General features: G+C 47.1%; 25 protein-coding genes. 8 read left to right on the forward strand and 17 right to left on the reverse strand.

What is annotated here, in order from left to right; genetic code table 11:
• Positions 1–10: 10 nt before the first annotated feature.
• On the reverse strand, positions 11–1090 hold the full coding sequence (locus QVE09_RS08585) for a tetraprenyl-beta-curcumene synthase family protein (RefSeq protein ID WP_315936472.1): 1080 nt from the start codon (positions 1088–1090) through the stop codon (positions 11–13).
• A 179-nt stretch (positions 1091–1269) separates the two neighbouring features.
• Between QVE09_RS08585 and QVE09_RS08590 the strand changes: the two genes are divergently transcribed.
• Both QVE09_RS08590 and QVE09_RS08595 read left to right on the forward strand, forming a co-directional pair.
• Positions 1270–2610, forward strand: coding sequence for a polysaccharide biosynthesis protein (locus QVE09_RS08590; protein ID WP_315936473.1), 1341 nt, complete (start codon positions 1270–1272; stop codon positions 2608–2610).
• Positions 2611–2650: 40 nt separating this feature from the next.
• Positions 2651–3823, forward strand: coding sequence for an MFS transporter (locus QVE09_RS08595; RefSeq protein WP_315936474.1), 1173 nt, complete (start codon positions 2651–2653; stop codon positions 3821–3823).
• Positions 3824–3977: 154 nt separating this feature from the next.
• On the opposite strand, the gene QVE09_RS08600 is transcribed toward QVE09_RS08595, so the two are convergent.
• Positions 3978–4175 carry a cold shock domain-containing protein gene (locus QVE09_RS08600; protein WP_017689394.1) on the reverse strand — a complete coding sequence of 66 codons (198 nt, stop codon included), beginning with the start codon at positions 4173–4175 and terminating at the stop codon, positions 3978–3980.
• Positions 4176–4337: 162 nt separating this feature from the next.
• On the opposite strand from QVE09_RS08600, the gene QVE09_RS08605 reads away from it, so the two are divergent.
• The 5 genes from QVE09_RS08605 (at position 4338) to QVE09_RS08625 (ending at position 8429) form a co-directional block, all read left to right on the forward strand.
• Positions 4338–4571 carry a hypothetical protein gene (locus QVE09_RS08605; RefSeq protein WP_017689395.1) on the forward strand — a complete coding sequence of 78 codons (234 nt, stop codon included), beginning with the start codon at positions 4338–4340 and terminating at the stop codon, positions 4569–4571.
• A gap of 3 nt (positions 4572–4574) precedes the next feature.
• Positions 4575–4760 carry a hypothetical protein gene (locus QVE09_RS08610; protein WP_047842378.1) on the forward strand — a complete coding sequence of 62 codons (186 nt, stop codon included), beginning with the start codon at positions 4575–4577 and terminating at the stop codon, positions 4758–4760.
• A gap of 214 nt (positions 4761–4974) precedes the next feature.
• The gene (gene pepF / locus QVE09_RS08615) at positions 4975–6765 is read left to right on the forward strand and encodes an oligoendopeptidase F (protein WP_315936475.1); all 1791 of its coding nucleotides are present in this window, start codon (positions 4975–4977) and stop codon (positions 6763–6765) included.
• 131 nt (positions 6766–6896) lie between these two features.
• Entirely contained in the window at positions 6897–7277 is a 381-nt protein-coding gene (locus QVE09_RS08620; RefSeq protein WP_315936476.1) for a LapA family protein, read from the forward strand.
• 111 nt (positions 7278–7388) lie between these two features.
• Positions 7389–8429 (forward strand): M42 family metallopeptidase, encoded by a 1041-nt coding sequence (locus QVE09_RS08625; protein ID WP_315936477.1) that lies wholly within the window; start codon positions 7389–7391, stop codon positions 8427–8429.
• A 123-nt stretch (positions 8430–8552) separates the two neighbouring features.
• On the opposite strand, the gene QVE09_RS08630 is transcribed toward QVE09_RS08625, so the two are convergent.
• The 9 genes from QVE09_RS08630 to QVE09_RS08670 all read right to left on the reverse strand — a co-directional run bounded on the left by QVE09_RS08630 (position 8553) and on the right by QVE09_RS08670 (position 18009).
• The gene (locus QVE09_RS08630; RefSeq protein ID WP_315936478.1) at positions 8553–9491 is read right to left on the reverse strand and encodes a hypothetical protein; all 939 of its coding nucleotides are present in this window, start codon (positions 9489–9491) and stop codon (positions 8553–8555) included.
• 162 nt (positions 9492–9653) lie between these two features.
• Positions 9654–11585 carry an ABC-F family ATP-binding cassette domain-containing protein gene (locus tag QVE09_RS08635; RefSeq protein WP_315936479.1) on the reverse strand — a complete coding sequence of 644 codons (1932 nt, stop codon included), beginning with the start codon at positions 11583–11585 and terminating at the stop codon, positions 9654–9656.
• Positions 11586–11645: 60 nt separating this feature from the next.
• A complete protein-coding gene (locus QVE09_RS08640; RefSeq protein ID WP_017689402.1) occupies positions 11646–12224 on the reverse strand; it encodes a TetR/AcrR family transcriptional regulator in 579 nt (192 codons plus the stop codon).
• Positions 12225–12236: 12 nt separating this feature from the next.
• The gene (locus tag QVE09_RS08645) at positions 12237–13046 is read right to left on the reverse strand and encodes a DUF92 domain-containing protein (RefSeq protein ID WP_315936480.1); all 810 of its coding nucleotides are present in this window, start codon (positions 13044–13046) and stop codon (positions 12237–12239) included.
• A gap of 231 nt (positions 13047–13277) precedes the next feature.
• Positions 13278–14051: an ABC transporter permease gene (locus QVE09_RS08650; protein ID WP_315936481.1), complete on the reverse strand. Its 774-nt coding sequence runs from the start codon at positions 14049–14051 to the stop codon at positions 13278–13280.
• 17 nt (positions 14052–14068) lie between these two features.
• Positions 14069–14845: an ABC transporter ATP-binding protein gene (locus tag QVE09_RS08655; protein WP_315936482.1), complete on the reverse strand. Its 777-nt coding sequence runs from the start codon at positions 14843–14845 to the stop codon at positions 14069–14071.
• 27 nt (positions 14846–14872) lie between these two features.
• Positions 14873–15901, reverse strand: a complete 1029-nt coding sequence (locus tag QVE09_RS08660; RefSeq protein WP_315936483.1) for an ABC transporter substrate-binding protein — start codon at positions 15899–15901, stop codon at positions 14873–14875.
• A 39-nt stretch (positions 15902–15940) separates the two neighbouring features.
• Positions 15941–17389, reverse strand: coding sequence for an aryl-sulfate sulfotransferase (locus QVE09_RS08665; RefSeq protein ID WP_315936484.1), 1449 nt, complete (start codon positions 17387–17389; stop codon positions 15941–15943).
• A gap of 59 nt (positions 17390–17448) precedes the next feature.
• On the reverse strand, positions 17449–18009 hold the full coding sequence (locus QVE09_RS08670) for a MarR family winged helix-turn-helix transcriptional regulator (RefSeq protein WP_315936485.1): 561 nt from the start codon (positions 18007–18009) through the stop codon (positions 17449–17451).
• A 388-nt stretch (positions 18010–18397) separates the two neighbouring features.
• Between QVE09_RS08670 and QVE09_RS08675 the strand changes: the two genes are divergently transcribed.
• Positions 18398–18805, forward strand: coding sequence for a hypothetical protein (locus tag QVE09_RS08675; protein ID WP_315936486.1), 408 nt, complete (start codon positions 18398–18400; stop codon positions 18803–18805).
• A gap of 122 nt (positions 18806–18927) precedes the next feature.
• Here the strand turns inward: QVE09_RS08675 and QVE09_RS08680 are convergent, their stop codons facing one another.
• The 6 genes from QVE09_RS08680 to hemE form a co-directional block, all read right to left on the reverse strand.
• Positions 18928–19560, reverse strand: coding sequence for a fumarylacetoacetate hydrolase family protein (locus QVE09_RS08680; RefSeq protein WP_315936487.1), 633 nt, complete (start codon positions 19558–19560; stop codon positions 18928–18930).
• Between the two features lie 46 nt (positions 19561–19606).
• Positions 19607–20359 carry a glycerophosphodiester phosphodiesterase gene (locus QVE09_RS08685; RefSeq protein ID WP_315936488.1) on the reverse strand — a complete coding sequence of 251 codons (753 nt, stop codon included), beginning with the start codon at positions 20357–20359 and terminating at the stop codon, positions 19607–19609.
• Positions 20360–20383: 24 nt separating this feature from the next.
• Positions 20384–21802, reverse strand: a complete 1419-nt coding sequence (locus tag QVE09_RS08690; protein WP_315936489.1) for a CapA family protein — start codon at positions 21800–21802, stop codon at positions 20384–20386.
• A gap of 185 nt (positions 21803–21987) precedes the next feature.
• Complete coding sequence (hemY, locus tag QVE09_RS08695) at positions 21988–23412, reverse strand: protoporphyrinogen oxidase (protein ID WP_315936490.1); 1425 nt, start codon at positions 23410–23412, stop codon at positions 21988–21990.
• Positions 23412–24362: a ferrochelatase gene (gene hemH, locus QVE09_RS08700; RefSeq protein WP_315936491.1), complete on the reverse strand. Its 951-nt coding sequence runs from the start codon at positions 24360–24362 to the stop codon at positions 23412–23414. The genes hemY and hemH overlap by 1 nt, the downstream gene beginning before the upstream one ends.
• A complete protein-coding gene (gene hemE, locus QVE09_RS08705; RefSeq protein WP_315936492.1) occupies positions 24355–25419 on the reverse strand; it encodes a uroporphyrinogen decarboxylase in 1065 nt (354 codons plus the stop codon). Before hemE ends, hemH begins: the two co-directional genes overlap by 8 nt.
• Positions 25420–25606 lie beyond the last annotated feature (187 nt).

Genomic DNA, 25606 nt, shown 5'->3' on the forward strand with positions numbered 1-25606 from the left:
CACACCTGACTTACATATTTTTCCGTATCCATCGACTGAAAATGAAGAAAAATATTCTTGTGATCGGACTATTTTTCAGCAGACGTTTGGATACGACGCGAACTTCCTGCTGTTCGCTGACTTTGGGATCAGACAGGTAAATGGCAATCAGTCCTTCGATGATCATCCGGTGAAAGGAGCTTCCCGGAATCTTCTGTACATCACTGCGTGCCATCTCCACAATAAAAGCAATTCGGTCCAGCATTGTCTCTACATTCTCATAATAGTTGCAGAAGTTGAGATCTCCCCCGATGCGGTCCTCATCCTGATCAATTAAATAATCGAGCATAATGTGCAATGCGCATACATGTGGGAAATAGGCCGTGTGGATCGAGGCCGCTTGCTCTTCAGTCAACTGATCGTCACTCGCAGCCAGAAACAGCATGAAAACGCCCAGTGTAGAGCCAGTTGCAGCAGCAAATTCGTTCCAACGAAACTGAGGTGTGCGATGACGATGCTCCGACCACCATTCGAGCAGTGCCGTTTCTCTCAGTTCCGGCTTGATATGCTTATATACCTGCAGGTCCGTGTATAGGCCTGCCAGATCCTGAATTTGGGGCTTGGCGGACTCATAGCCTGGTAACTGACGGGTCAGTTCCTGACATGTGGTCACCAGATTCCGCAGATATCCGCCGTCATCCTGCTCCTCACGGAGGGCATAATAATTGACGGGAATTGCTTCGGGATCTACCGCATCAAGCATAGATTGATGGAGAAGACGAAAGTCAGCCGGGTCCATCGACGTGCTGCGGTCGCACAGATTGTCCAAATAATCACTAATAGTTTGATATGAAACGATCAGCGGAATCAGAATGTGTCTGTTGGGCAAATCAGCTAATGCATAGACGGTTCCGCCTTCACAGTGAAACTGTTTATCCCTCAGACTGGCGAGTGCTTGCGTACGCAATTCCTCATTCGGAATCGCTTCAGCTTGGGTACGCCATCCATTCAATGCCTTCCGTGTTTCCGGAATGGTGTATTTGTACACCCCTCTCATCAATGCCAGCGGTCCACGCGGATATTGATGACGTTTTCGATTTGATTGGCTCAAAATAAATGTGCCTCCACTTGGTTGAATACGTATTAGAGCGATTTTTAACCATTCCTATTATAATATGATCCCCTTAATTGTACAAATGATCTGCCGCATATTCCGCACAAAAATTCGCATCCGCGCCCAAAGCTTTGTGATATACTAGGCATATTTCATCCATTAAAGGAGTCGTTGACATGTCGTCAAGTGAATCACTTTCGTGGAGACGGTTATTTTCTTTTTTTGTGCCACTTGGCATTTCCGCCTCTCTCGTCACCATCTCTCACGTCATTATAAACAGCACATTAGCACGTTCCGCTCATCCCGAGACGGTTATTGCCAGCTATGCCATCGCCGGTAGCTTGTTAACCCTCACAGAACGCCCCTCCACCCTGCTGCGGCAAACCTGTTCCGCACTGGTTCGGGATCGCCTTTCCTTTCAGGCCCTCACGTTTGTGACCAAAATATTTCTTGCCTGTGTGCTTCTCATCGGGTTTCTCATCGTATACTCTCCCGTTGGTACCGGGGTGTTCAAATACCTGTTTGGTGTAAGTCCGGATCTGCTGAACAAAGTCATCGACGTATATGAAATTCTCATGTATGTGAGTATCTTTTCAGTGATCCGCAACATCTATCAAGGGATCATCATTACGAATAACCGCACTAAGTGGTTAACCATCGGCATGGTATTTCGTTTAGCCGGCATGTACGGCCTATCCCTCTATTTCATATACACAGACAGCATTGACAGTGGACGTGTAGGCGCTATCATTTTTGCTGCTGGCATGATGATTGAAGCGCTGGTCAGCTTTCTGGAGGGAAACAGCATCAAACGCAAAATGCCAGCCAAGCTTGAGGATCATCCCGTCGAGAGCAAGGGAGACGTATTTCGCTTTTATAAGCCGCTGCTGTTATCCAGCTTTGTAGCGCTGTTCATAGGACCGGTTATTAACATCGTACTTGGCAAAACGACCGGAATCGCACTAGCCATTTCGTCCTTTGCCATAGCAAGCAGTCTGATGCAGTTGATGCTAAGCTTCTTTACATACATCCATCAGATCGTGCTGAATTTCTACCTTGTGGATGCCAAACTGGTACGAAAATTCGCACTTGTCACCGGATTTATTCCGTTTGCGATGATGGTGTCGATTGCCTATACCCCCTTGGGACCATGGGTACTCGAAAATGTCATGAGCGTTCAAGGGGAACTGTTGGAACAAAGTCTGTGGACACTACGTGCGTTCGTCTTATTTCCGCTGATCTTCCCTTTTCTGGATTTCAGCAATGGCCTCATTCTGCTTCGCGGCCAGACGAAAACGATGTTTCGTTCGCAAACGGCGAATGCAATCTGCACGGTAATTGTGCTGCTTATACTGGTTAGTATTTTCCCTGCGTGGAACGGCATGATTGGCGCTGTAGCCCAATCACTTGGTCTGCTCGCCGAACTCATCATTGTCTGGCTTGTCATCAGGCGCACGCAGCAAGAACCTACGATGTCCGTGCCGAAAGCCCGTAAATCAACATCCCTGAAAGGGTAATAAAATCATTGAATTGTTATCAAGATTGGAGTCTCTCATCATGAAATTAAGTCACAACGCCCGCCCGGATCAGAACTGGCTGCGGGCTCTCATGTTCACCATCTTTGGTTCCACCGTTCTTGTGGTATCCTACTTCCAGCTTTACTTCAGTCATCTGGGCTTCAGTCGGGCTGAGATTGGATATCTCTACGGAATTGGCCCCCTCATCTCTGTGTTCTCCAATATGTTCTGGAGTATGGCCAGCGACCGCTACCAAACGGTACGCAAAGTGATGGTCATTCTGCTTGGTGGTCAATTAATCACAGGAATCATGCTCGCCAATGCAACAACTTTCGGTCAGGTATTTGTACTCGTAACCCTGTTTTACTTTTTCTATTATCCGGTCTATCCACTCTCCGATACGATGGCTATTACAACGGCCAGCAAGTACGGCCGAAATTTCACTTCCATTCGAGTCTTCGGATCGATCGGTTATGCCTTCTTTGCATTAAGTATCGGGTATTTCCTTGGATCTTTTGGTCCAGCATGGACGATTTGGGTCTGCGTTGGTCTTGCTGCAACTACACTATTGATCAGTTTTCAATTGAAGGATCAACCTTCGGGGAGCAGTAGCAAAATGGACCTATCGGGGTTATGGGCTATTTTGAAACGCAGAGATGTGCTCACCTTTTTTGGCTGTGTATTTTTGCTTGCCATGGGACATCGGATGAACGAAGCTTTTCTTACCATCACGCTAAAAGATCTGGGTGCCAGCGAAGGGCTAATCGGCTGGTCTTTGCTGATCTCTTCCGTAAGTGAAATCCCCATATTTCTACTGCTCAGCAAGTATGGAAACCGTTATAAAGAACTGCCGCTAATCGCTTTTGCTGCACTGATGTATACGGTTCGTTTGCTTCTCATGTCCATATCCGATACACCAGCAGCTGTCGTTGCAATTCAGACGATGCACAGTGTTACCTTTGGTATTTTCTACGTTACGGCGGTCCGCTATATTATTCGCCTAGTTCCGGATGGCTACAGAGCTACGGGTATGGCTTTGTTCACCATTGTCTGGTCCAGTGCTTCGGGACTGCTTAGTGGAACGTTGGGCGGACTGCTGCTGGAACATGCAGGCAGACAAACCTTCTATCTCACCGCTATGGCTTTCTCCCTGGCTGCACTGATCGGTTTCGGATTGAAGTTATGGTCCAGCATGACCAATCGTGTCTCCTGAACACACTGGGAACATACACCATATTCAACCGTTATTTACATTGAAAATTTTAGAATCAAAAAAAGCACAGCCTCCCATGGGGGACTGTGCTTAGGTTCTTAATATTCAGCTATAAATTTATCATATATAAGAAGTCCGTTGACCGGAAAAATTCTTACAGTTTGTTTACGTTAGCTGCTTGAGGACCACGGTTTCCATCAGTGATTTCGAATTCTACCGCTTGACCTTCTTCCAATGTTTTGAAGCCATCTCCTTGGATTGCGGAGAAATGTACGAATACGTCCTCGCCGCCTTCAACTGAAATAAAGCCATAGCCTTTTTCTGCGTTAAACCATTTAACTGTACCTTTCAAATGAAAAACCTCCTAAAAATATCGCCATCTATGGCGAATACCCTTATTATACTGTATGGGCTTCCATTTTGCAATTTATCTTTCCATAAATGTCGAAAAAATTTGCTTTGAATCGTAGGGTACGGTATCATTTTACCAAAACCGTTAGTTTGGAGACTACCTATGATAAAAAAACATGAAATATACAAAACAGACAAGTGGAATATGATGACCGTAGAAGTTCAAGGCAAATATCTCGTACTGCGAGAAATTTCGGAAGAGTGGGGCGAAGAATGCCATACTTTCCTTAGCCGTCCTGCATTAATGCACTGGGCTGAACGCCGTTTCCCAAAAGCAGATTTTGAGAACCGTGAGGATGAATGGCGTCAATTGATGGCTGCCTTCAAAGGGGTCTAACCCATGCAGCTTGACTCAAGCAATGTTGTCATTTTTATTATCCTTGCCTTCTCTCTTGGTATTGTGCTTATTCTCGGACGCAATTCCATCCCGGATCGACTGAGACGGGGAATGGCGCTTATTGCTACCCTGCTCATTTGTTTCGCCTTTTTCCTGATCGTTTATTTTCTGTATAACATGGGAACCTAATCACAAGGAACCGTGATACTCAAATATTTCAACGTGCCTAAGGTCATACTATACGAGATTATTCGTATCGTAAGGAGGAAGGCCGTTGAAATACCAGAAATCGCTATCTGTTATCCTGGTACTTAGTCTGATTCCTTCGTCTCTCTCCGCACAGGCAAGCGAGACGAAGGCAGCTTCGTCCATACATCCATCAGATCATCAAAGGAGGATTTCCATGAGTCAATTATTGAAACGTTCCGAGGTGCCGGCTGAGCATAGCTGGAAACTGGAAGATTTATTTGCCGATCAGAAAGCCTGGGATCAAGAATATGAAGAAGTATCGTCTTTGACCAAGAAGGCCTCCGAATTTCAAGGCAAACTGAATCAACCTGATGTACTCAAATCTTGCTTCGAATTCGAAGATGAGATCAGCCTCAAAATAGAACGCCTCTTTGTGTACGCACGTATGCATCAAGATGAAGACACAGCTAATCCTACATATCAAAACCTGTCCCAAAAAGCCCAGAAATTAGGCGTACGGGTTGGTGAAGCACTTTCTTTTGTCACACCGGAGATTCTATCCCTGCCAGATGACGAGTTGGACGCATTCATTGCGAACGAAAAACTCTCTGCGTATACATTTACGCTGGAAGAGATGAAACGCGAAAAAGCCCACGTTCTTAGCCAAGCAGAAGAAGCTTTGCTTGCACAGGTAGGCAACCTCTCACAAGCACCACAGACGATCTTTAGCATGCTGAACAACGCTGACCTAAAGTTCCCCCGAATCAAGGATGAACATGGTAATGAAGTTGAGCTGACTCACGGCAGCTACATTCAGTTCCTGGAGAACCCTAACCGTGAAGTTCGCGAACGTGCCTTCAAAGCGGTATACGAAACCTATGCCAAACAGAAGAACACAATTGCGGCTGCCTTGAATGCAAATGTAACCAAAAATATGTTCTATGCTAATGTTCGGAAGTATCCTTCCGTGATGGAAATGTCCCTATATGGAGATAACATCCCAACGGATGTGTATACGAATCTGGTGGACACGATTCACGAGAGCCTTCCGTTATTGCATCGTTATATGGACCTGCGCAAAAAGTTGCTGGGTGTGGATCAGTTGCACATGTACGATCTGTTCGCTCCACTCGTAGACGAGTACAAAATGGATATTACCTATGAGGAAGCGAAACAAACGGTCAAAGATGGTCTGAAACCACTCGGCAAGGATTATGCTGAGGCATTGCAGACTGGATATGATAACCGCTGGATCGATATATATGAGAATGAAAATAAACGTTCAGGTGCATATGCCTGGGGCGCTTACGGCACTCACCCATATGTCTTGCTGAATCACAAAGATAACCTGAACAGCATGTTCACACTCGCACATGAAATGGGTCACGCTCTGCATTCACATTACTCGGATACAACACTTCCGTATCGTGATGCCCAGTACACCATCTTCCTGGCTGAGGTTGCATCCACAACTAACGAAGCATTGCTGATGGATTATCTGCTTAACAAATCAACAGATCCAAAAGAAAAATTGTATCTGCTGACCTATTATGCCGACCAATTCCGTACAACGGTATTCCGTCAGACCATGTTTGCTGAATTCGAGAAAATCATTCATGAACGCGCGGAACAAGGTGACGCATTAACACCACAATTGTTATCCGAGATCTATTATGATCTGAACGTTAAATATCACGGTAAAGGCATGGTTGTTGACAAAGATATTGAGATGGAATGGGCTCGTATTCCCCACTTCTATAACAGCTTCTACGTTTACAAATATGCAACAGGCTTCTCCGCAGCGACCAGCTTCTCCAAGCAAATCCTGGAAGAGGGCCAACCGGCTGTTGACCGTTATCTCGGTTTCCTGAAGAGCGGTGGCAGTGATTACTCCATTAACATTCTGAAAAAAGCAGGTGTGGATATGTCTACACCACAGCCAATTCGTGAAGCTATGAGTGTCTTCAAGGAATTGATTGAACAGATGGAGCAACTAACCAAATAAGGTTGTCTTTCCATGTAACCTGCATCCCTTGCCCGTTAGGGCAGGGGATTTTATAATCAATGCAAGATGCAATATACCCGAATATGGGTAATGCATACTAGTTCTCAATTGTTCAACAAGGAGGCAACACCATGAAAATGCAATGGGCGCTCATAGCAGGTCTTGTTTTTGCACTGCTCACAGGAATCTTTGCGGTTATTAATGTAGACTCCGTACAAGTTAACCTGTTGTTTAACACCGTTCAAATCCCGCTGATTTTGCTGATTCTCGGTTGCACGCTGATCGGTGGAATTATTGTAGGTTCATATGGCATCTATCGCCAATACCGACTGCAACGCGAGAACAAGCATTTGAAATTGCGTGTATCTGAATTGGAAAGTTCAGCGGCAAGCAACTCTTCGTTCGATTCTTTCAAATCGATGGATTCGCTTGATTCAACTGAACAAGACAGCCTATTGGACAATGATTCGATCCAGAGTCAGCGCAAAGGAAACCCTACGGGGACATTGTAACCAACAGAATCAGCCTGCTGGCGAGTCAGGAATGGTAGTCTCACATTCACTCCCCCAGACAGGCTGTATTTTGTTTCATACCATACCCACGTTCCAAGGAGGAAATATACAATGAGTTTTACAATTGATGAATCTTACGTTCTGTCTTTTCTAAAAAAATTGCTGGATACACCAAGTCCAAGTGGCTACACCCATCATATTATCGAGATGATTCGCAAGGAAGCAGAATCACTGGGTATTGCTTGTGAGCTGAATAACAAGGGTGGTGCGGTACTTACATTGCCAGGGCAGGATTCGTCCAAGACGATTGCATTGAGCGCTCACGTGGATACGCTAGGGGCCATGGTACGCTCCATTACATCCTACGGCACATTGAAACTGACCTCTGTCGGTGGTTTTTCGATGCAAAGTATCGAAAATGAGTATTGCAGCGTCCATACTCGGGATGGAAAAACATACACAGGTACCATCCTCTCCCTTCATCCGTCTGTACATGTTTATCCGGATGCACGTACCTTTGAGCGTACCGAGAATCATATGGAAGTACGCATCGATGAAGTTGTCTCCTCCAAGGATGATGTGTTGAAACTCGGGATCGCTGTCGGCGACTTTATCTCCTTCGATGCTCGCGCAGTCATCACTCCGAGTGGTTATATCAAGTCACGTCATCTGGACGACAAAGCCAGCGTGGCTGCGCTATTCGGCATCCTTGAGTCTGCACATCGCGAGGGCTGGAAACCATTACATAACGTCTCTCTGCTCATCTCCAACTATGAAGAAGTCGGACATGGCGCATCGTATATCCCTGCGGAAATCAGTGAAATGATCGCTGTAGACATGGGTGCGATGGGTGACGATCTCAGTTGTAAAGAAACCGACGTTTCCATATGTGCCAAGGACTCTTCTGGCCCGTATGACTATGATATGACTAGCCGTCTCATTGAGCTGGCCAAACAAGATGGCATGGATTACGTCGTCGACATTTATCCTCACTATGGCTCAGATGGCAGTGCAGCATTACGCGGAGGAAACAATATCCGAGCAGCACTGATCGGTCCAGGAGTTCACGCATCTCATTCCATGGAGCGTACGCATAAGGATGCTGTCCTGAATACGGCACGATTGCTCGCTGCCTACATTACAACCAAGTAAAAAAGCATCATTTTTCTACGAAATCATCATGGTGACATCCATAAGTCTTGTCTAATCAAAAAGGACACTTCCAAGCACAGCAAATCGGTGCGCTATCGGAAGTGTCCTTTTTTGTCATATCTCTTAATCTGCCTGTTCCACATATGCATGATACTTACGATCCAAAATCTCTAACTCTGCCTTATGGTCACGGATTTCATTTCTTAACACATGCATGGTCTTCCGAACCGCGCTCAGTCCATCCTTCACCTGACGTTCGGCTTTGCGAATTTTGTCCTGAACCATCCAGTCCACAAAGAGGTTATCAAAGAAATAGTCTGCGAATGAAAGCAGACCTCCAAGATGCAGATCGGCATGTACGGCCATCTCTACATCCTCCAATTCCTTCTGAAAACGTCGTAGACGCTTACCTGCATCCATAATAGCGACCTGAGCGTCATCCATTCGTCCCCGCTTGATATGTGTGGAGATGACCCCACCGCCCATCATGTCATACACACCCCAATTACCTGCCGAAGACAAAGCCTTCTCCGCACGTTCAAGGGCATATAGCAGATATTCCCCCTCCCGAAAAGCTTCATCCAGTTCCTGAAGCTCACTCGCAAGATGTTCCCGATTCTCAGCCATGTGTTGCAATTCCGCATCCTGGTCCAGCAGACGACCTTCCTTCTTCCCCCACAGAGCGTTGTAGTCGCTCTGCCAGTACTGATACTGCCGCCCGCCCTCCAACTCCTGCTCCACATGAATTCGTTGCTCCTGTACGTCTTGTAACATGCGACAAGCGGTGTCGTATGCAGCCTTGCTCTCCAAGAGCTCCAGCTCTTCCTTCTCCAGCCGTTCTGTCTTCTTGCCAATCAGTTGATAAAAAAATGCTGACAATGTCATACTGTTCAGTCGATCAACATCCTTCTGTTCCTTCTGGAGATGCTCCAGACGACGCTTTACCTTTGCTTCCCATTCACTTTCCTCCGTTTGAAGCTTCTCCAGACGCTTGGTCCATTTCTCGTAAATTCTCCCCTTTTCCTTGAGCACTGCCAACTGTTGATTAATTTCCTTATACATAAGTGTGGTGTTCTCTCCCTTCTATGGAATTCTTTACTTATACAACGTAATGAACATACAGAACGTTTCACAAAAAAGCGCAAATTCGCAGACAAAAAATCGCCCTTTCCTCCAATGCGACATAAAGTCACTATGGAAAAAAGGGCGATGTTTAGTTATAAATCAAGACTTGCTCTGTTCAATCTGCTCTGCAAGTTCATTCAGAACGGTCCAACGTTCCATCAATTCATCCAGATGACGCTCAGCCTCAACCTGCTCAGCCATCAACTCCTGCAGACGGGCAGAATCACTAAATGACTCTTCCATCTCTTTGTTAATCCGGACAAGATTGGCTTCAGCCTTCTCAATATTCTCATCAATCTGGTCGTATTCACGTTGCTCCTTGAAACTGAATTTCAACTTCGGTTTAGCAGCTGAAACAGCGGGAGTTGTTTTGTCCGATGACTGCTTCACCTTCGCTGCTCCCGTGTCACTTTCTTGAGTAGTTCCAGGTGCATTTTTAAGCATCCATTCCGCATACTCACTGTAGTCGCCGACGTGTACACGTACAGCACCGTTGCCCTCAAAAGACAGCACTTTATCCACAGTACGATCAAGGAAATAGCGATCATGGGATACCACAAAGACAACACCAGGGAAATCATCCAGATAGTCTTCCAGTACAGCGAGTGTCTGGATGTCCAGATCATTCGTCGGCTCATCCAGCAGCAATACATTCGGCGCAGCCATCAGCACACGCAGCAGATACAGGCGACGCTTCTCTCCACCAGACAGACGGGAGATTGGCGTCCACTGGGATGCCGGGGTAAACAGGAACCGCTCCAGCATCTGGGATGCTGTAATCAGAGAGCCATCGGCTGTTTTCACATTCTCGGCCACTTCCTTGATGTACTCAATGACACGCAGAGATTCATCCATCTCCTGATGTTCCTGTGTGAAGTAGCCCAGATTGACCGTAGGACCAACGTCAACCACACCTGCATCGGGTTCCAGCTTGCCAGATATCATCTGTAACAGCGTGGACTTACCACTACCGTTCGGTCCGACAATCCCTACCCGATCTCCAGGTACGGCAATATAACTCAGATCTTCGATCAGCGTGCGGCCACCGACGGATTTGGAAAGATGCTCGATCTCCAGAATCTTTTTACCCAGACGCGTGGAGCCAACCGATACTTCCAATGAACCCGAGCGCTGGACTCCTTGTTGGTCTTTGAGTTGTTCGAAGCGATCAATTCTCGCTTTTTGTTTCGTTGTCCGTGCCTTGGCACCGCGACGAATCCACGCAAGCTCTGTCCGAAGCAAGTTCTTGCGCTTCTGTTCGGAAGAAGCTTCCCGTTCTTCACGCTCTGCCTTCAGTTCAAGAAAACGTGTATAGTTGGCTTCATAACGGAACAAACGACCATGATCTAATTCGAGCATGACATTCGCCACACGATCAAGGAAATACCGATCATGCGTAATCATAAGCAGTGCGCCGCGGCGCTTCTGCAAGTACTGCTCCAACCAAACGACCGAATCATTATCAATATGGTTCGTCGGCTCATCCAGAATGAGCAGTTCACAAGGATGAATCAGTGCAGCAGCAAGTGCTACCCTTTTGCGTTGTCCACCAGACAAAGTGCCCATCAGTGCATCGAATTGACGAATACCCAATTTGGACAAAATGCTCTTCGCTTCACTCTCCATCTGCCAGAGCTGAAGCTGCTCCATTTGTTGATTCAAACGTAATAATCGCTCTTGCAACGCTGGATCGGACGAATTCAGTTCCAATAATTCCATCGTTTCCGTATATTCACGCACGGTTTTCATTTCCATGCTGTCACCTTCGAATACTTGTTGCAGTACCGTATTATCCGGATTGAAGTCCGGATTCTGTGCCAGGAACTGAATACGTACGTCATTACCGATCGAGATCTGTCCCGCGTCTGCAGGTTCCATACCAGATATCACACGCAAAAACGTGGATTTACCGGTTCCATTTACCCCGACGACACCAATCTTGTCCTGATCAGCCATACCAAATGAAGCATCCTTGAACAATATTTTTTCGCCATAACTTTTTGCAATTTGCTCTACCGTCATTATGTTCATTGCTCGTACCCACTTCTCTGTGAATTAAAATTCAATGTTACGTACATCCGCGCACTCCCTTTAAACTTGTAAAAAAGAACGGCATCCGTCCAGAAACAATGCTGCTGCAAAGGCAATTCGTTTGTTCAGATGTTCCTCATTGAACTCCGGATTCAACATGATATCCATCTTCAGCCGGTCCAGAATTCCGATATATGCTTCAGCGAGCAATACAGGCTCAGGTACACTTGCACTTTCCAATACCTCACATACCATACTCATGTATTGATTCATGAATGCCTTCATGAATTTCATCAGATCCGGATCATTATTGGGTGCCATAAAAAAGAGCTTGGTATGATTGCGACGCTCATAATAATACGTAAGGTGGGTCTTGGCTATTGCTCCAAGTTTATCACCTGTGTTCTCATGCGAGTTCAAAGCATATTCAAGACGGCTGATAAAACTGTTACAATCCCGCTTGGATACTGCGATAAATAGTTGTTCCTTGCTTTTGAAATATAAATAAATGGTGCCTTTTGCGATGCCGGCTTCGTCTGCAATATCAGACATTTTGGTCTCATAAAAACCTTTCGAGCCAAAAATACCATAGGCCGCATCCAAAATAGCCTCCGATTTGTCTCCCTGTACCGTGCTCAAATGTACTCCCCCCTACAACGCCAAAATGTTACCTAAACCAATCGCCACACATCCACCGATCACCGAGCTAAGCACGTTCACCAGGTCGTTACTCATCCATGCCCAGCCACGAGCCCGAACCGTTGGATGCCCGCAATGTTCATGTACCTCAACTTCACGGCCACACACAGTGCAACGATACATCTTCTGCACCGTTGCGCCCAGATAGGAATCAGCAAAAGCACCCGCCACCCCGCCTACAAGGCCGACAAAAGTCCAACTAAACAGACTAAGCCCTTCTATCCCGGCGATCCAGGAAAACAAGAATGCTCCCGCACCAATCAGAGCCCCACCTACGGCTGCAGCCACCGTGCCGAGAAGTGAGACACCTCCTGAAGCACCTGGCGTAAGTATCTTCCAGGTGAGAACAGAGCGCGGTGGCTTGCGACTGAGACTCCCAAGTTCGGTTGCCCATGTATCCGATGTAACGGTAGCCATTACACCAATGAAAGCATATATCCATGCCGGATGTGGAAATATCCAGTATCCCAGACATAGAAACATGCCCATCCCACCATTAGCCATCACTTGTCCGGCATCCCGATTTCCTGACTTGGCATAGGATTTCTCCAGCTCCTGCTTCCGATCTTTACGAAACCTGGAGAGCAACGTTGAAGTAATGAAAAACAACAATAACGTGCCAAACCAGAACAGGTTACCCGCTCCGTAATATATCGTTCCCATCATGATGGCTGCCAGGCAACCAGACAGGGTTAGCGACTTTTTTGCATAGGCAGCACCTGCCACCATAGAAGCGCATACGGCGCCAATAATCCAATCCATAATGTCTCCTGCATGCAGCGTATGTACAGCCCGCATGACGTTTATTGTATTTTTGAAATTCAATTATACCACGGTTTGATGCCAATGCCGAAACTCCTTACGCCAGCACACAAAAAACCTGTTTCGGCCTCGTGTAGAAGTGCCAAAACAGGTTATTGATCAAACGTTAAAACAAGATAACTTCCCTTTTCAAGAAACGTCTGCAATTCGGCGGTGTTCCTATGTTCTATTTCAGGCCCGCTTCGCTCCGCCAATGACCCCATATCGGTAGAGTACTCTGCGACCAAACCAGTTGAACAATCGATCCGTCAGGAATCCCATAAAACCCAGGGAAATCAGCCCGACAAAGATCCAATCTGTTCGGAAAAAGAGTCTGGAATTCCAGATCAAGTAACCGACTCCCTCATTCGAGGCAATCATCTCAGCACCGATTATGGCCATATACGAGGTTCCCATCGCCAGTCGCACACCTGTAAAGATATACGGGGTTGTCGCCGGAACAATCACATGCAGCAGAATCTGCCGTTCATTGGCTCCCATACTGCGGGCCGACCGGATTTTGTCCTCTTCGACGGAGAGTACACCTGTCAGTGTATTCAATACAACAATGAAGAAGGTTGCGTACATAATAAGCGCGATCTTGGATTGCTCACCAATTCCGAACCACACCAGAAACAAAGTAATAAAGGCGATCGGCGGGATAAAACGTATAAAGTTAAGGAACGGTTCGGCGAACAGCCGGATGAGATGAACTTTGCCAATAATCAGCCCTACCGGAATAGCAATGATGCTTCCGAGTACCCAGCCCGCCAGTACACGAGTGAAGCTGATTCCGATATACTCCATCAGCGTACCGTCAGCAATCAGTTCGCGTGCTCCCAGGATCGTGTGCCACGGACCAGAGATTACGTCAGGCCCATAGATAAGGGCACCAAGCTGCCAGATTAAGATGACCGTTACCCATAGAAGCGGGATAGACACCCATTTTTTCTCCAACCATTTCATCTTGTATATCACCTCAGTTATTCTTCAAAGTGGCCTTGAATTCGGTCATACAGGGTGTTGAACTCAGACGAGGCGATGTTCCTCGGGTAAGGTAAAGTGTTGTGGTACATATCCGTGATATTCGAAGACGGACCTACAGACATAATGCCTATGCGCTCACCAAGCAATAACGCCTCCTGAATATCGTGTGTCACAAAGATAACGGTTTTATGTGTTTCTTTCCAAATATTCACCAGTTCCTTCTGCATGGTCCGTCTCGTCATCGCGTCCAGCGCACCGAATGGCTCATCCATCAGCAAGATCGCCGAGTCATTCGCAAGTACCCGGGCCAATTGAACACGCTGCTTCATGCCACCTGATAGCTCTTTTGGAAATTTGCCCTCATGAGCACTCAGTCCCACAAGCTGGATGTATCGATCAGAGATCTCACGCCGTTGCCTCTTAGGCACCTTGGACATTCGAAGTCCGAATTCAACATTCTCCCTCACGGTTAGCCATGGAAAGAGAGAAGAATCCGCCTGCTGGAATACCATTGCCCGATCCCTGCCTGGTCTGTCAATCTCCTTGTTATCCACCTTGAGCTGTCCACCCGACTTGGAGATAAACCCCGCGATCATGTTCAGCAGCGTTGACTTCCCGCACCCACTGGGACCAAGCAGGACAAAGAACTCTCCTCCCTTGATAACCAGATCGACATCCTTAATGATATAATGCACATCCCCATTGGTCGGGCCATGATACGTTTTCCGCAGCTGTTCAATATGAATGGTATGCTGAGTTGCAGGTAAGGACATAACGGACACCTCCCATTTGAATAAGAATTATTTAGTATATGTCACTTTTTCCGGCAGAGCCTGCTGAAGAGAAGTCAGATCGAGTTTGGTGTCGAGATCAAAATCCTGTTCGATGATTCCGGTGTCCACCATATATTGCTTCTGACCTGCCAAACTATCATAAGCAGCCTGCGTAAATCCAACTTCCCATGGATTGATCGGAAGGTCTTTCAACGTGGCATCTTTAGGCTGTTTGGTCTCTTGATACATCAGATCGGCAACCTCTTCAGGATGCGCTTGGGCATACGTGGATGCTTCATCCAGCGCCGCAAGAAAATCACTTACCGTTTCAGGGTTTGCCTGGATGAATTCATTACTTGATACCAGTCCCATACCAAGGCGTATAGGGGTCTGAGACATATCCGTCAACTGATGTACTCCTTCGAGTGCATCGAATTTATCGGTTAACGCGGAACCTATAACCCAAGCGGCATCAAGGTCTCCCTGTTTCAGTGCGATGTAGGCTTCATCAAAAGCCCCCTGACCAATTTGCGTCACATCACCCAACGCCACCCCCTGATCTTTCAAATATTCATCCCATAGATACGGAATAAATGTGCCTCGAATGAAACTCACTTTCTTGCCCTTCAAATCCGCTCCACTCTGAATATCCTCCCTTGCATACAGCTTCCAGGCGGCTGCCGCTTCATCCGTAGTCTGGCCTGCGGAAGCGACGACTGAATATTCCCCTTTAGACAAAGCATTTAATACAGGGAAGTCCGCACCGTAAGCAATATCAACCTGTTTGATAAATAGTGCATTTACACCTTCAGCCGGTGAGCCAAACGTAATACTCTCTGCATCAATGCCCCTGTTTTCAAAAAAACCTTTGGCAATGGCTACCCTGAACGTTGGGTTCGTACTTGTATCTGCGATTCGAATTTTTACATTATCGGCATTTTTGCCGGTTGCGTCTTTGACTCCAGATCCTGCTGCGTTTGAACTGCATCCGGATAATAGGAGTGCCGTAGCCAGGAATACTATCAATATGCCGGTTACTATGGATGGTTTTCTCACAATATACACCCCATTCGATCTAGTCATGATTCTTGACGCTTAACCGCCTGACTTGCCTTCATCCGACGTTGCCACACAGGCTGCACCCTCCACAAATGGAAGAGTTGTCTCTACGCTCACGATGGATGCAGAACCTTTGGGTGCTGCTCCCGGTACTCTGTAGTTGGAGACATCAATAGCTTCGATCGCAACTTCCTGCGGCTTCTCCAACTGTGGAACCCACTGATAAGGAACTCGATACGAGCGATAGACCATATTGGTATTCCGCCGATCGGTGTAAGGAGAGACATACTCCCATACCAGCTCATGCTCCGCTGTGACTTCGAACAATCTGCCATTGGAACCTTCGGTTATCAGGGTGTTGCCGTTAGGTAAACGCTGGGCGGAACTGATGTATGGGCTATAAAATTTATAAGAATCCGTTGGAACCGAGAAACCTGCTTCTGCCGAGGTATACTGCCAGACAATCTCCAGGGTGACCGGGTTAATCTCCAGTACACGGGAATGATCCCGAATCGCATGTTTCAATCCAAATGGAGAAGCCGGATTTGGAAGGCCGTAACCTGCCCAGCCGCCATTGTCGAATACGAGCAAGTTCCCTTCACCCGGTAGACCTTGGGGAATGATATGTGCATGATGCTGCCCGATAATTGTGCCAATGTGTTTTGCTTCAGTTGAAGTATAGTCTGGTCCTAGTCTCCACACGATCTTTCCGCTCTGTCTGTCTGTAATGGCGATAATGTTGGCCTCTCTTGCATCCCAGATAATATTGTCGGGGTGGAACCGTTCGTCTCCCTCTTCATAGAAACGGTTGGGTCCGACATAAGAGGCAGAATTAATATGTAACCAGTCACCAACACCACCACCCAAATGACCGAAAGAACGTGTATTCGGATCACGGAACAGGACATTTCGAGCTGCTTCATCAAAACCCAATTCTTCAAAGTGCTCGTTAGGCAGCCATTCCCAGAGTACCTTTCCCTCCCAATCCACTTCGATAATGGCATCATCCAGCAATGGCTTATCTGAAATTTGCGGGTTACTCACATTTTTGTGTGCCAGAATAAGTGTTTTGCCACTCTTCGTCTTTGGCGCAAGGCCAGGGGCATAATAACCTACCGGATTTCCCTCACGCTGATAATCATGATGCTGGCGGGCATACCATAATGGCTCATACCCCGGATCTTCGATGTGTTCGTAGCTATTGTATTTCCATACAATGTTGCCGTCCCAATCCACCTGAACCAGATCGACATTATCCTGAATACCGAACTTCGGATCTCTGCGACCCGTGCTGCCCAGCACGTAGCCGCCAGGCAATATTTTGGCCGGAAACCCTAACAATCCTTTCCACAGGTGAACCTCCTTGCCATTCATATCGATCAACACTACGCCTTCCTCACCTGCCTGATAGACGGTATAACCGCCCCAAGCCTTATCCGGATTGAATAGCGTGGCTCCAGTTGGATATATTGTTGAGTGTCCCATTGATCATCTCTCCCCTAGAATGTTTGTGGTATATCAAATGTCGTTACCTTGACTCAACCTCAATAACTGAGATAGTTACTCTTCTTCCCGGTATTGTCCCGGTGCTTCTGCTCAAGGTCACTTGTGGAGGACCGATCCTGTTCTTGTATCCCGTTGTTCTCTGCCAATTCCAGCACCGTGTCCGAGAATCCCTCCAGATTCGCTACTACCCGCTCGTAGAATTGACTTTGCTGCTCCAGTTCCTCCGTCGTAAAACCCTCAAACAGAAGCGTGATACATCGGGCACCGATATTGCTGTTTCTCGCATACATCTCCCGCCCGCTGGATGTGATGTCCAGTAAAACCGTCCGGCGATCGTCTTCCTTTCGTCTGCGGATGGTGAGTCCCTTTTTCTCCAACTTATCGGTCAGAGCTGTAATGGCACCCGATGTAAAGTCCAATTGTTCTGCCAAATCCCCAAGTCGCTGTTCTCCCTCACGAATGATCTTGTGCAGGATAAGCATGCCTGGCAGGCTGATACCTTCTACAGAGATGCGATCCCGCTCTTTGACAAATCGTCTGACCATTTTGCGAAATAACCAATCCGTCCGCTCCAACGCTTCCCAGTCTCTATCGCTCATTTCATAACCTCCTTGATCGTTTGAAGCTTCAATAAAGATACGAAAAAAGGCCCCCGAGGACATTCCTTAGAGGAGTAGTCCCGGGAGCCTTTGGTGGTCCAATCAGCTCAATGCAGTTTTCAGTTCAAATTAGTTCACTGTTCATTTAATGAGTATTAAAATAATTGAGATTATCATATAACCAACTAACCCAACCTGTCAAGTATGAATTTCGTTAGTGATCTTTTCTTTTTGCGTCATTCTACGCTAGGTTGAAATTACTTATCCTGTTTTAAGTTTCACTTCAGGTTTCCCGTTTACACTATTCTCAGATCGAAACATCAACAACTACATCTACGACAAGCTACGATTCAGTTCGTACTCAACTACAGAAATGAGGAATATCCATATGAATATGAAAAGAGTCATTATTATAGGCACAATGATTGTCACCATGTCCTTTGCCGGAACAGCATGGGGCCAATCCGCCATCTCTCCCATACCTACTGCTAAATGGTCCATCGTTGACTTGGACACTCGTGAGGGTAGCAGTGACGAGCTGCTCAGCGCTCTCAATCAGCCTTCAGAAGCGGATCTGTATCAGGAACTGTACAACGGGAAATCACTGAGGACAATTACGGAAGAAAATAACGGGGACTTGGATGAGGTCATTGCTATACAAGTAAGACAGCTCAGAGAGCAGTTGGATGAACGGCTCGCAAGTGGAAGTATCAGTTCAGAGCAACATGCTGCACAACAAGCTGAACTGGAAGAGTTGGTCACACAGAGCGCAAATACAGCATACAGTTTGGCGTAAATTAGTAGCGTATCCGTTCGATGAAGATATAAATATATATCCACGATAACACAGCAAAAAGGAGCGTATGCACGCCCCTTTCTTGTACTCTATTCATCTCAAGCAGGTGTGATGTGTAATCCTTATTGCGCTGACCCAATCGTGCAGGCACCCAAGGATTCGCCGTCCCATGCCAGTTCGAGCACATCTCCTGCTTGTGTTGGTCCAACACCTTCGGGTGTTCCTGTAAAAATGACATCTCCCGGCCCCAGGCCGTAATGGTGACCTACATACTCCACAATATCCTGTAAACTGAAGATCATGTTACGAATGTTACCACGCTGGACTTCCTCACCATTTTTGGTCAATGTAAAGTCTTTCTCCAGTAATGCTGCCGCACCCGGGAATGCCTGAAATGCAGTAACCGGAGCGGAATTTCTGAACCCTTTGGCCGCTGTCCACGGGTGGCCTTTTTTCTTAATCACGGTCTGTACGTCACGTAACGTAAAATCAATACCAAACGCATACGCATCCACCAGCTCATCTACCGCCATACCTGGCTCATAACTCCGGCCGATTTGCACGACCAATTCAGCTTCATAGTGAACTTCACCCTTGGTAGCAGGCAATTCAAGCATTTCACCATTCAGGGGCACGACTGCATGAGAAGGTTTCATAAAGATCATTGGTTCATCCGGAACCGCGTTACCCAATTCTTCCGCATGAAGTTTATAATTGCGTCCTACACAGTATACATTGCGAATGTTAGTTAACATGGGTATATTACCACCTTTATCGGATTGAATAGTGCATATAGGAAAGTTAGGGTCTGAAAAATCGGCTGCTCGTCTCCTGAAATGCCAGCTCCCATACGTCAGGACGGTTCGTACATAACATGAGTTCAGGATCAACCGCCGCCAGTTTCTTCATAATGGTCTTGTCATCCACTGTCCAAGCCATCACCCGAATGCCTGCACTCCGCATCTCGTTCATTAAGGATTTGTCTACATTGGTGTATCCAATCGAGAGGAATGTACAATTCATCTGCCGCAGCGCGGTTAACAGGTCACCTGGTCGTGCATCGATAATCAGCCCCGTCTGGATCTCCGGTGCAAGTTTCTTCACTTCGATCAGAGCGGTTGGTTCAAATGAGGTGATCACAACATCATTTTGCATATGTCTTTTTCTCACTTCATGTATAACAGCCGCAGGCAGACCCGGGTACATGTCTCCCTGCGTTTTCAGTTCAATGTTCAAACGTACTCTGCCGCACGAGCGATCTAACAATTCACTTAGCGCCGGAATCCGTTCGCCTTTGTAAGACTTGTTTTTCCATGCTCCGGCATCCAGACGTTGCAGATCAGTCCAATCGGTTTCCCGAACCAGGCCCTTGCCATTCGTCGTGCGATCCACTGTAAAATCATGAATGACCACTGGCACACCATCACGCGACAACTGCACATCCAGCTCCATCCACTGAACTTCAGGCCGTTCCATGGCCATCAGGAATGCAGACATCGTATTCTCTGGTGCAATAGAAGAAAATCCACGGTGTGCTACACAAAGGTTGTTCATTCGATTCCCTCCACAAAAAGGTTTTTAATTAGGTGAAGCGACTCCATTCCCATCATATCGAATGCCCGGGGAGAGCTTTGCCATCTGTTCCAACAGCAGTTTGTTCGCCTCATCGATCATCGGAATGGCCTGACCAAGCCCGGCCTCATAAGGGATGACTTTCATGCTACAAGCTGCATCGCGACTACAACGAGCCTGAAATACCGCCGTTTTCCATGTCTCTTCGGTTGTTGATCTGGAGAAAATGAAATTTCCCGTACTGTATGCAATCCACTTTCCCTTATAGTACTCCAACCCTTGCAACACATGAGGATGACCACCTATGACCAGATCTGCGCCAGCATCTACAAACTCATGAGCCAATCGGGTCTGGTCACTGTTTGGAGTACTTACACGTTCCTCTCCCCAGTGTGCAACCACGATCACCAGATCAGCCTTCTTACGGGCATCCTGGATCGCTTGCACTGCCCCTGTGGAATCATAGGCTTCAGCCACGCCAGCCCGATTACCTTCCGCCTTCCAACTCGTTTCCGGTACAACGCGGGAGAACCCAAGCAATGCAATCTTCATGCCTTTGCGTTCCAGATATGCTGGTGCATAGGCTTCATCCCTGTTCATGCCAGCCCCGGTATGAGCTATACCATATTCCTTGAGATAGGTTAACGTATCTACCAGACCTTCTACGCCCTGATCCAGAATATGATTGTTAGCCAAATTGACAGCATCAAAACCCGCAGAGGCCATTGCCGCCAATGCTTTGGGCGAAGATTTGTATACATATGTTTTGTTAGCCGCACCAGTACCACCCAGGGTTATCGGTGTCTCCAGGTTGCCGATGGTAAGATCATCATCCTTGAATAATCTGCCTAGTTTGGCAAAGGGATAGTCATAACCGTTCTTATCCAGCAGCTCAGCAACTTTGCCTGAAAACTGGATATCGCCAACAAAGTTAATCGTGACATCCTTCGCTGAATTGGAAGGTTTCGACGTCCCTGATTCGGTATCTACACCTGCATTTCCCTTGGTGCCGGACGGTGTCGAATCCGCCGCAGGTTTTTTAGTTCCAGATTCGGCTTTACCACTGTTGGTATTGCCTGAAGTATCAGGTGTCGCTACTCCGGATGTCTTATCTGCATCCGCTGTTGTCTCTTCATCCGTAACTTCGGGTTCTTCTTCCGGAGTCTCATCGGACTCCGAGTCAGGAGCACTTACTTGATCCCCACCTTTGGCATCGTCTCCAATGGAAGGCTGATCCTGATCAACAATTTCTTGCTTCACCGGCTGGTCTGCCTGTTGCTGACGGTTATTCATGACATAAAAAATGCCCACCAGACCAATTGCCATGATCAATACAATATTAACGGTCCAGATGATTGTGATTGTATTGCGGGTGCGTTTACTAATTTTCTTCTTTACACTTCGCTCTGATCTTGGGGGATACATAAGCAACTCCTCTTCTTCTTCACAGCCATACATACCATTATATCAGGCATATTCTGGATTTCCATCATTCCTTGGAACTGTATCGATTGAAAGGGTACGAACTCGGTTAGCTTCCATATTTTCATATAAAAAAAGCCATCTCTCCAGTAGATAATTCTACGTTTGAGACAGCTCTCTTGCTGTACTTAATCTGCTGCAAGCTCTTGTGTAGCCTGGACAGACATCTCTTTTGCTTGTCTGATGCAATCAGGCAAACCTACGCCCTCATAACCTGCACCTGCAATGTACACACCAGGTAACTTGCTACCAAGCTCCTCACGAAGGGCTGCAATATGTTGGAGGTGTCCCACCGGATACTGTGGCATGGATTTACGAAGCCTAGTAATCTCGGAGAAGATCGGCACTGCTTCGATCCCCATTGTCTCTCTAAGATCCTTGAGAACCAGATCCGTGAGCGCTTCATCCGGAAGCTCTACGTTCTGTTCGTCACCAGAGCGACCAACATAACAGCGAAGCAGTACTTTATCATCCGGACTGGTATGCAGCCATTTCGTCGATGTCCACGTGCAAGCGGTAATATTTCGACCCTCTTTCCGCGGAACAAGGAAACCCGATCCGTCGAATACATGCTCCACCTCTTTTTTCTCAAAAGCGAGCACTACATTGGCTACAGATACATAGTTAATTGCATCCAGGGCCGCTGTGTCCACGTGAGGTTTCAACAGTTCCGACGCGACATACGTAGGCACAGTAACCACTACATCATCAGCTTCAAGCATTTCGCCATTACCCAGTTCAACACGGTATCTGGTCTGCGCTCCATCAAGACGTTGCAGCGACTTCACCGCGGTGTTCAGACGTTGATCCACATCCTGCAACTCATGGACGAGTGCATGAACAAGGCTCTGAAGTCCCTGACGAAAGTTCAAAAAAGCACTTCGTTTTGTTCCGGTATGCGTCTCAGCGGGTTTGCGACCTGTCATCATGCCCCGGATCAAGCTGCCGTAATCGCGTTCTACTTCTCCGAACTGCGGGAAAGTAGCCTGGAGGCTTAATCGCCGCATGTCACCTGCATAGATTCCCGCGAGCAGTGGTTCCGTCAAGTTCTCCAGCACTTCTGCTCCAAGACGGCGTTCAATCATATAACCGAGCGATTCATCCTCTGTTGTACGACGCGGCGGGATGACAAAATCCATCAACGCCCGCAGTTTGCCTGCCGGAGAGACCAGACCACTTCTCAGGAACGGTTTTAGTTCTGTCGGGATACCGAGAACAAGCCCTGCTGGCATAGGATGAAGCTTACCACGCTGCATGATATACGTTTTCTTCGACTCCGGATTCTGACTGACCAGCTCATGATCAATCTCCAATTCTTTAGCCAGGTCAATCATTGCTGTTTTGCGAGCCAGGAAAGAATCGGGCCCTTTTTCAATCACAAATCCATCCCGGTGCAGTGTCTCAATCATGCCTCCCATGGACGAGCTTTTCTCGACCAAAGTAATCACAGGTTCAACTCCCGCTTCCCGGTAATGCTTTCGGATATAAAATGCCGCGCTGAGGCCGGTAAGGCCACCGCCGACGACAACAACACGGCGTTTCTTATCACCCATTACTCATCCGACCCTTGCTGCCATTGGCTTATAATAACGTCGCTTAACGTCTCCATGTATAGAGGATCGCTATTGAGAGAATCAATACGCATCAGGCGCATGTCGATCTCTTTGGCAATCGATTTGGCCTCAATATCGAGATCATAGAGCACTTCGAGATGGTCCGAGACAAACCCGATTGGTGCCACAAGTACATCCTCTACTTGTTCACGAGAAAGCTCCTGTAACGTATCCAGAATATCCGGCCCGAGCCAAGGCTCAGCTGTTCGTCCGGCACTCTGCCACGTAAATTGCCAATTGGTTATGCCTACACGAGAGGCAATCACTTCCGAAGTCTCCAGCAATTGTTGAGGGTATGGATCACCCATTTCCACAATACGTGCCGGCAGGCTGTGAGCACTGAACAACACCTTCACATCTCCGCGTTTTGCTCCAGCTTCCTCAAACGCATCCAATTTGGCACTGACACGTGTGGACAACGCCTGAATTAACTTCGGATGCAGATGATAACTCTCAATAAAGGTCATATGAACGCCCAGCTCTTCTGCTTTTTCACGCGCACGTTTGATATAACTGCCTACACTCATCGTGGAGAAATGAGGAGCCAGTACAATACCAATCGCTGTCTGAATTCCATCCTTCGCCATCTGTTCCACGCCGTCCTCAATAAACGGATAGGCATGCTTCAGTCCTTGATAACAACGGAATTCCACATCAGTGCCACGCTCATCGCGGTTTAACGTCTCCTGTAGGGCCTTGACCTGATTGTCTGTGTTCTCCCGAAGTGGGAAAACACCGCCAACAATGGCTTCATAACGATCCGTCAGTTCCTTCAATTGCTCCGGTTCAGGCGGACGTCCTCTGCGGATATGTGTGTAGTACGCTTCAACACTCTCCATATTTTCAGGTGTGCCATACGACATCACCAGTACACCTACAGTATTAGTCATTGGTTACCGTCACCCCAGTCTTCATTGCTTCGGCAGAATATTCATGAATATACGCCGTTAGTTCTCTGAGCTTCTCTAGCGATGCTTCAGGAAATAATCCGTGTCCGAGGTTGAAAATATAACCCGGCTCCTTGATTCCTTCGTCAATAATCACTTTGGCTTGCTCCTTAATCAGTTCCATCGGGGCAGTCAGCACATATGGGTCCAGGTTACCCTGTACTGCAAATTTGCCACCAAGACGTTGACGCCCTTCCGAAATGGATACTCTCCAGTCGAGTCCAATCACATCGGCTTGCAGATTATACAGTGCTGGCAACAACTCACCGGATGCAACACCAGGGAAATAAATCTTCGGTACATTCAAATCCGATAATTCGGTAAAGATACGGGTAATCGTAGGCAACACATATGTTCTGAAGTCTTTGGGAGAAAGTGCTCCAACCCAGCTGTCAAACAACTGGAATGCCTTACCGCCATTCGCAATATGCGCACGGACATATGTAATAACCATATCACCAAGCTTCTGCATCAGCTTATGCCACACCTCAGGCTCGCTGTACATCATCGTTTTGGTACGGATATAACCTTTTGAAGGTCGGCCTTCAATCAGATAACTCGCAATCGTGAATGGTGCGCCCGCAAACGTAATAAGAGGCACATCAAGCTCCTTATCCAGAATTCGGATGGTTTCCAGAATATGTGACAGATCTCCTTCTACGTCGATGGGACGCAGCCGATCCACATCTGCAGCAGACCGAATAGGATTATCAATAACTGGACCAATATTTTTTACAATGTCAAAATCAATGCCCAGAGAGGCAACCGGATTCATAATATCGGAATACAAAATAGCCGCATCTACACCAAGTTTGCGTACCGGCATGAGTGTAACTTCAGCCGCCAGCTCGGGTTGTTTGCAGATTTCTAGCAAGGAGTACTTTTCTTTAATTTTGCGATATTCAGGATCGTAACGTCCAGCTTGACGCATGTACCATACCGGGACACGGTCTACCTGTTGTTTGAAACTTGCCCGAATCAGTCGATCATTATAGCTCATGTAAGAAGCCTCCAATAGTTTTTGGACTCATAATTACCATTATGCCCTTTTTAAACAGCCGTAACAACCACATGCAGATGCGTTCTACGTGACAATACTATGACATTCCTTACACCCATCCCCCATATGCCAATTATGTTATAATGAAAGAATGGTGTTTTTTTGAGAATTACAGAAATATCTTTGA

This window comes from Paenibacillus sp. ClWae2A, assembly GCF_032452295.1.
In the GTDB taxonomy this organism is placed as follows: Bacteria; Bacillota; Bacilli; order Paenibacillales; family Paenibacillaceae; genus Paenibacillus.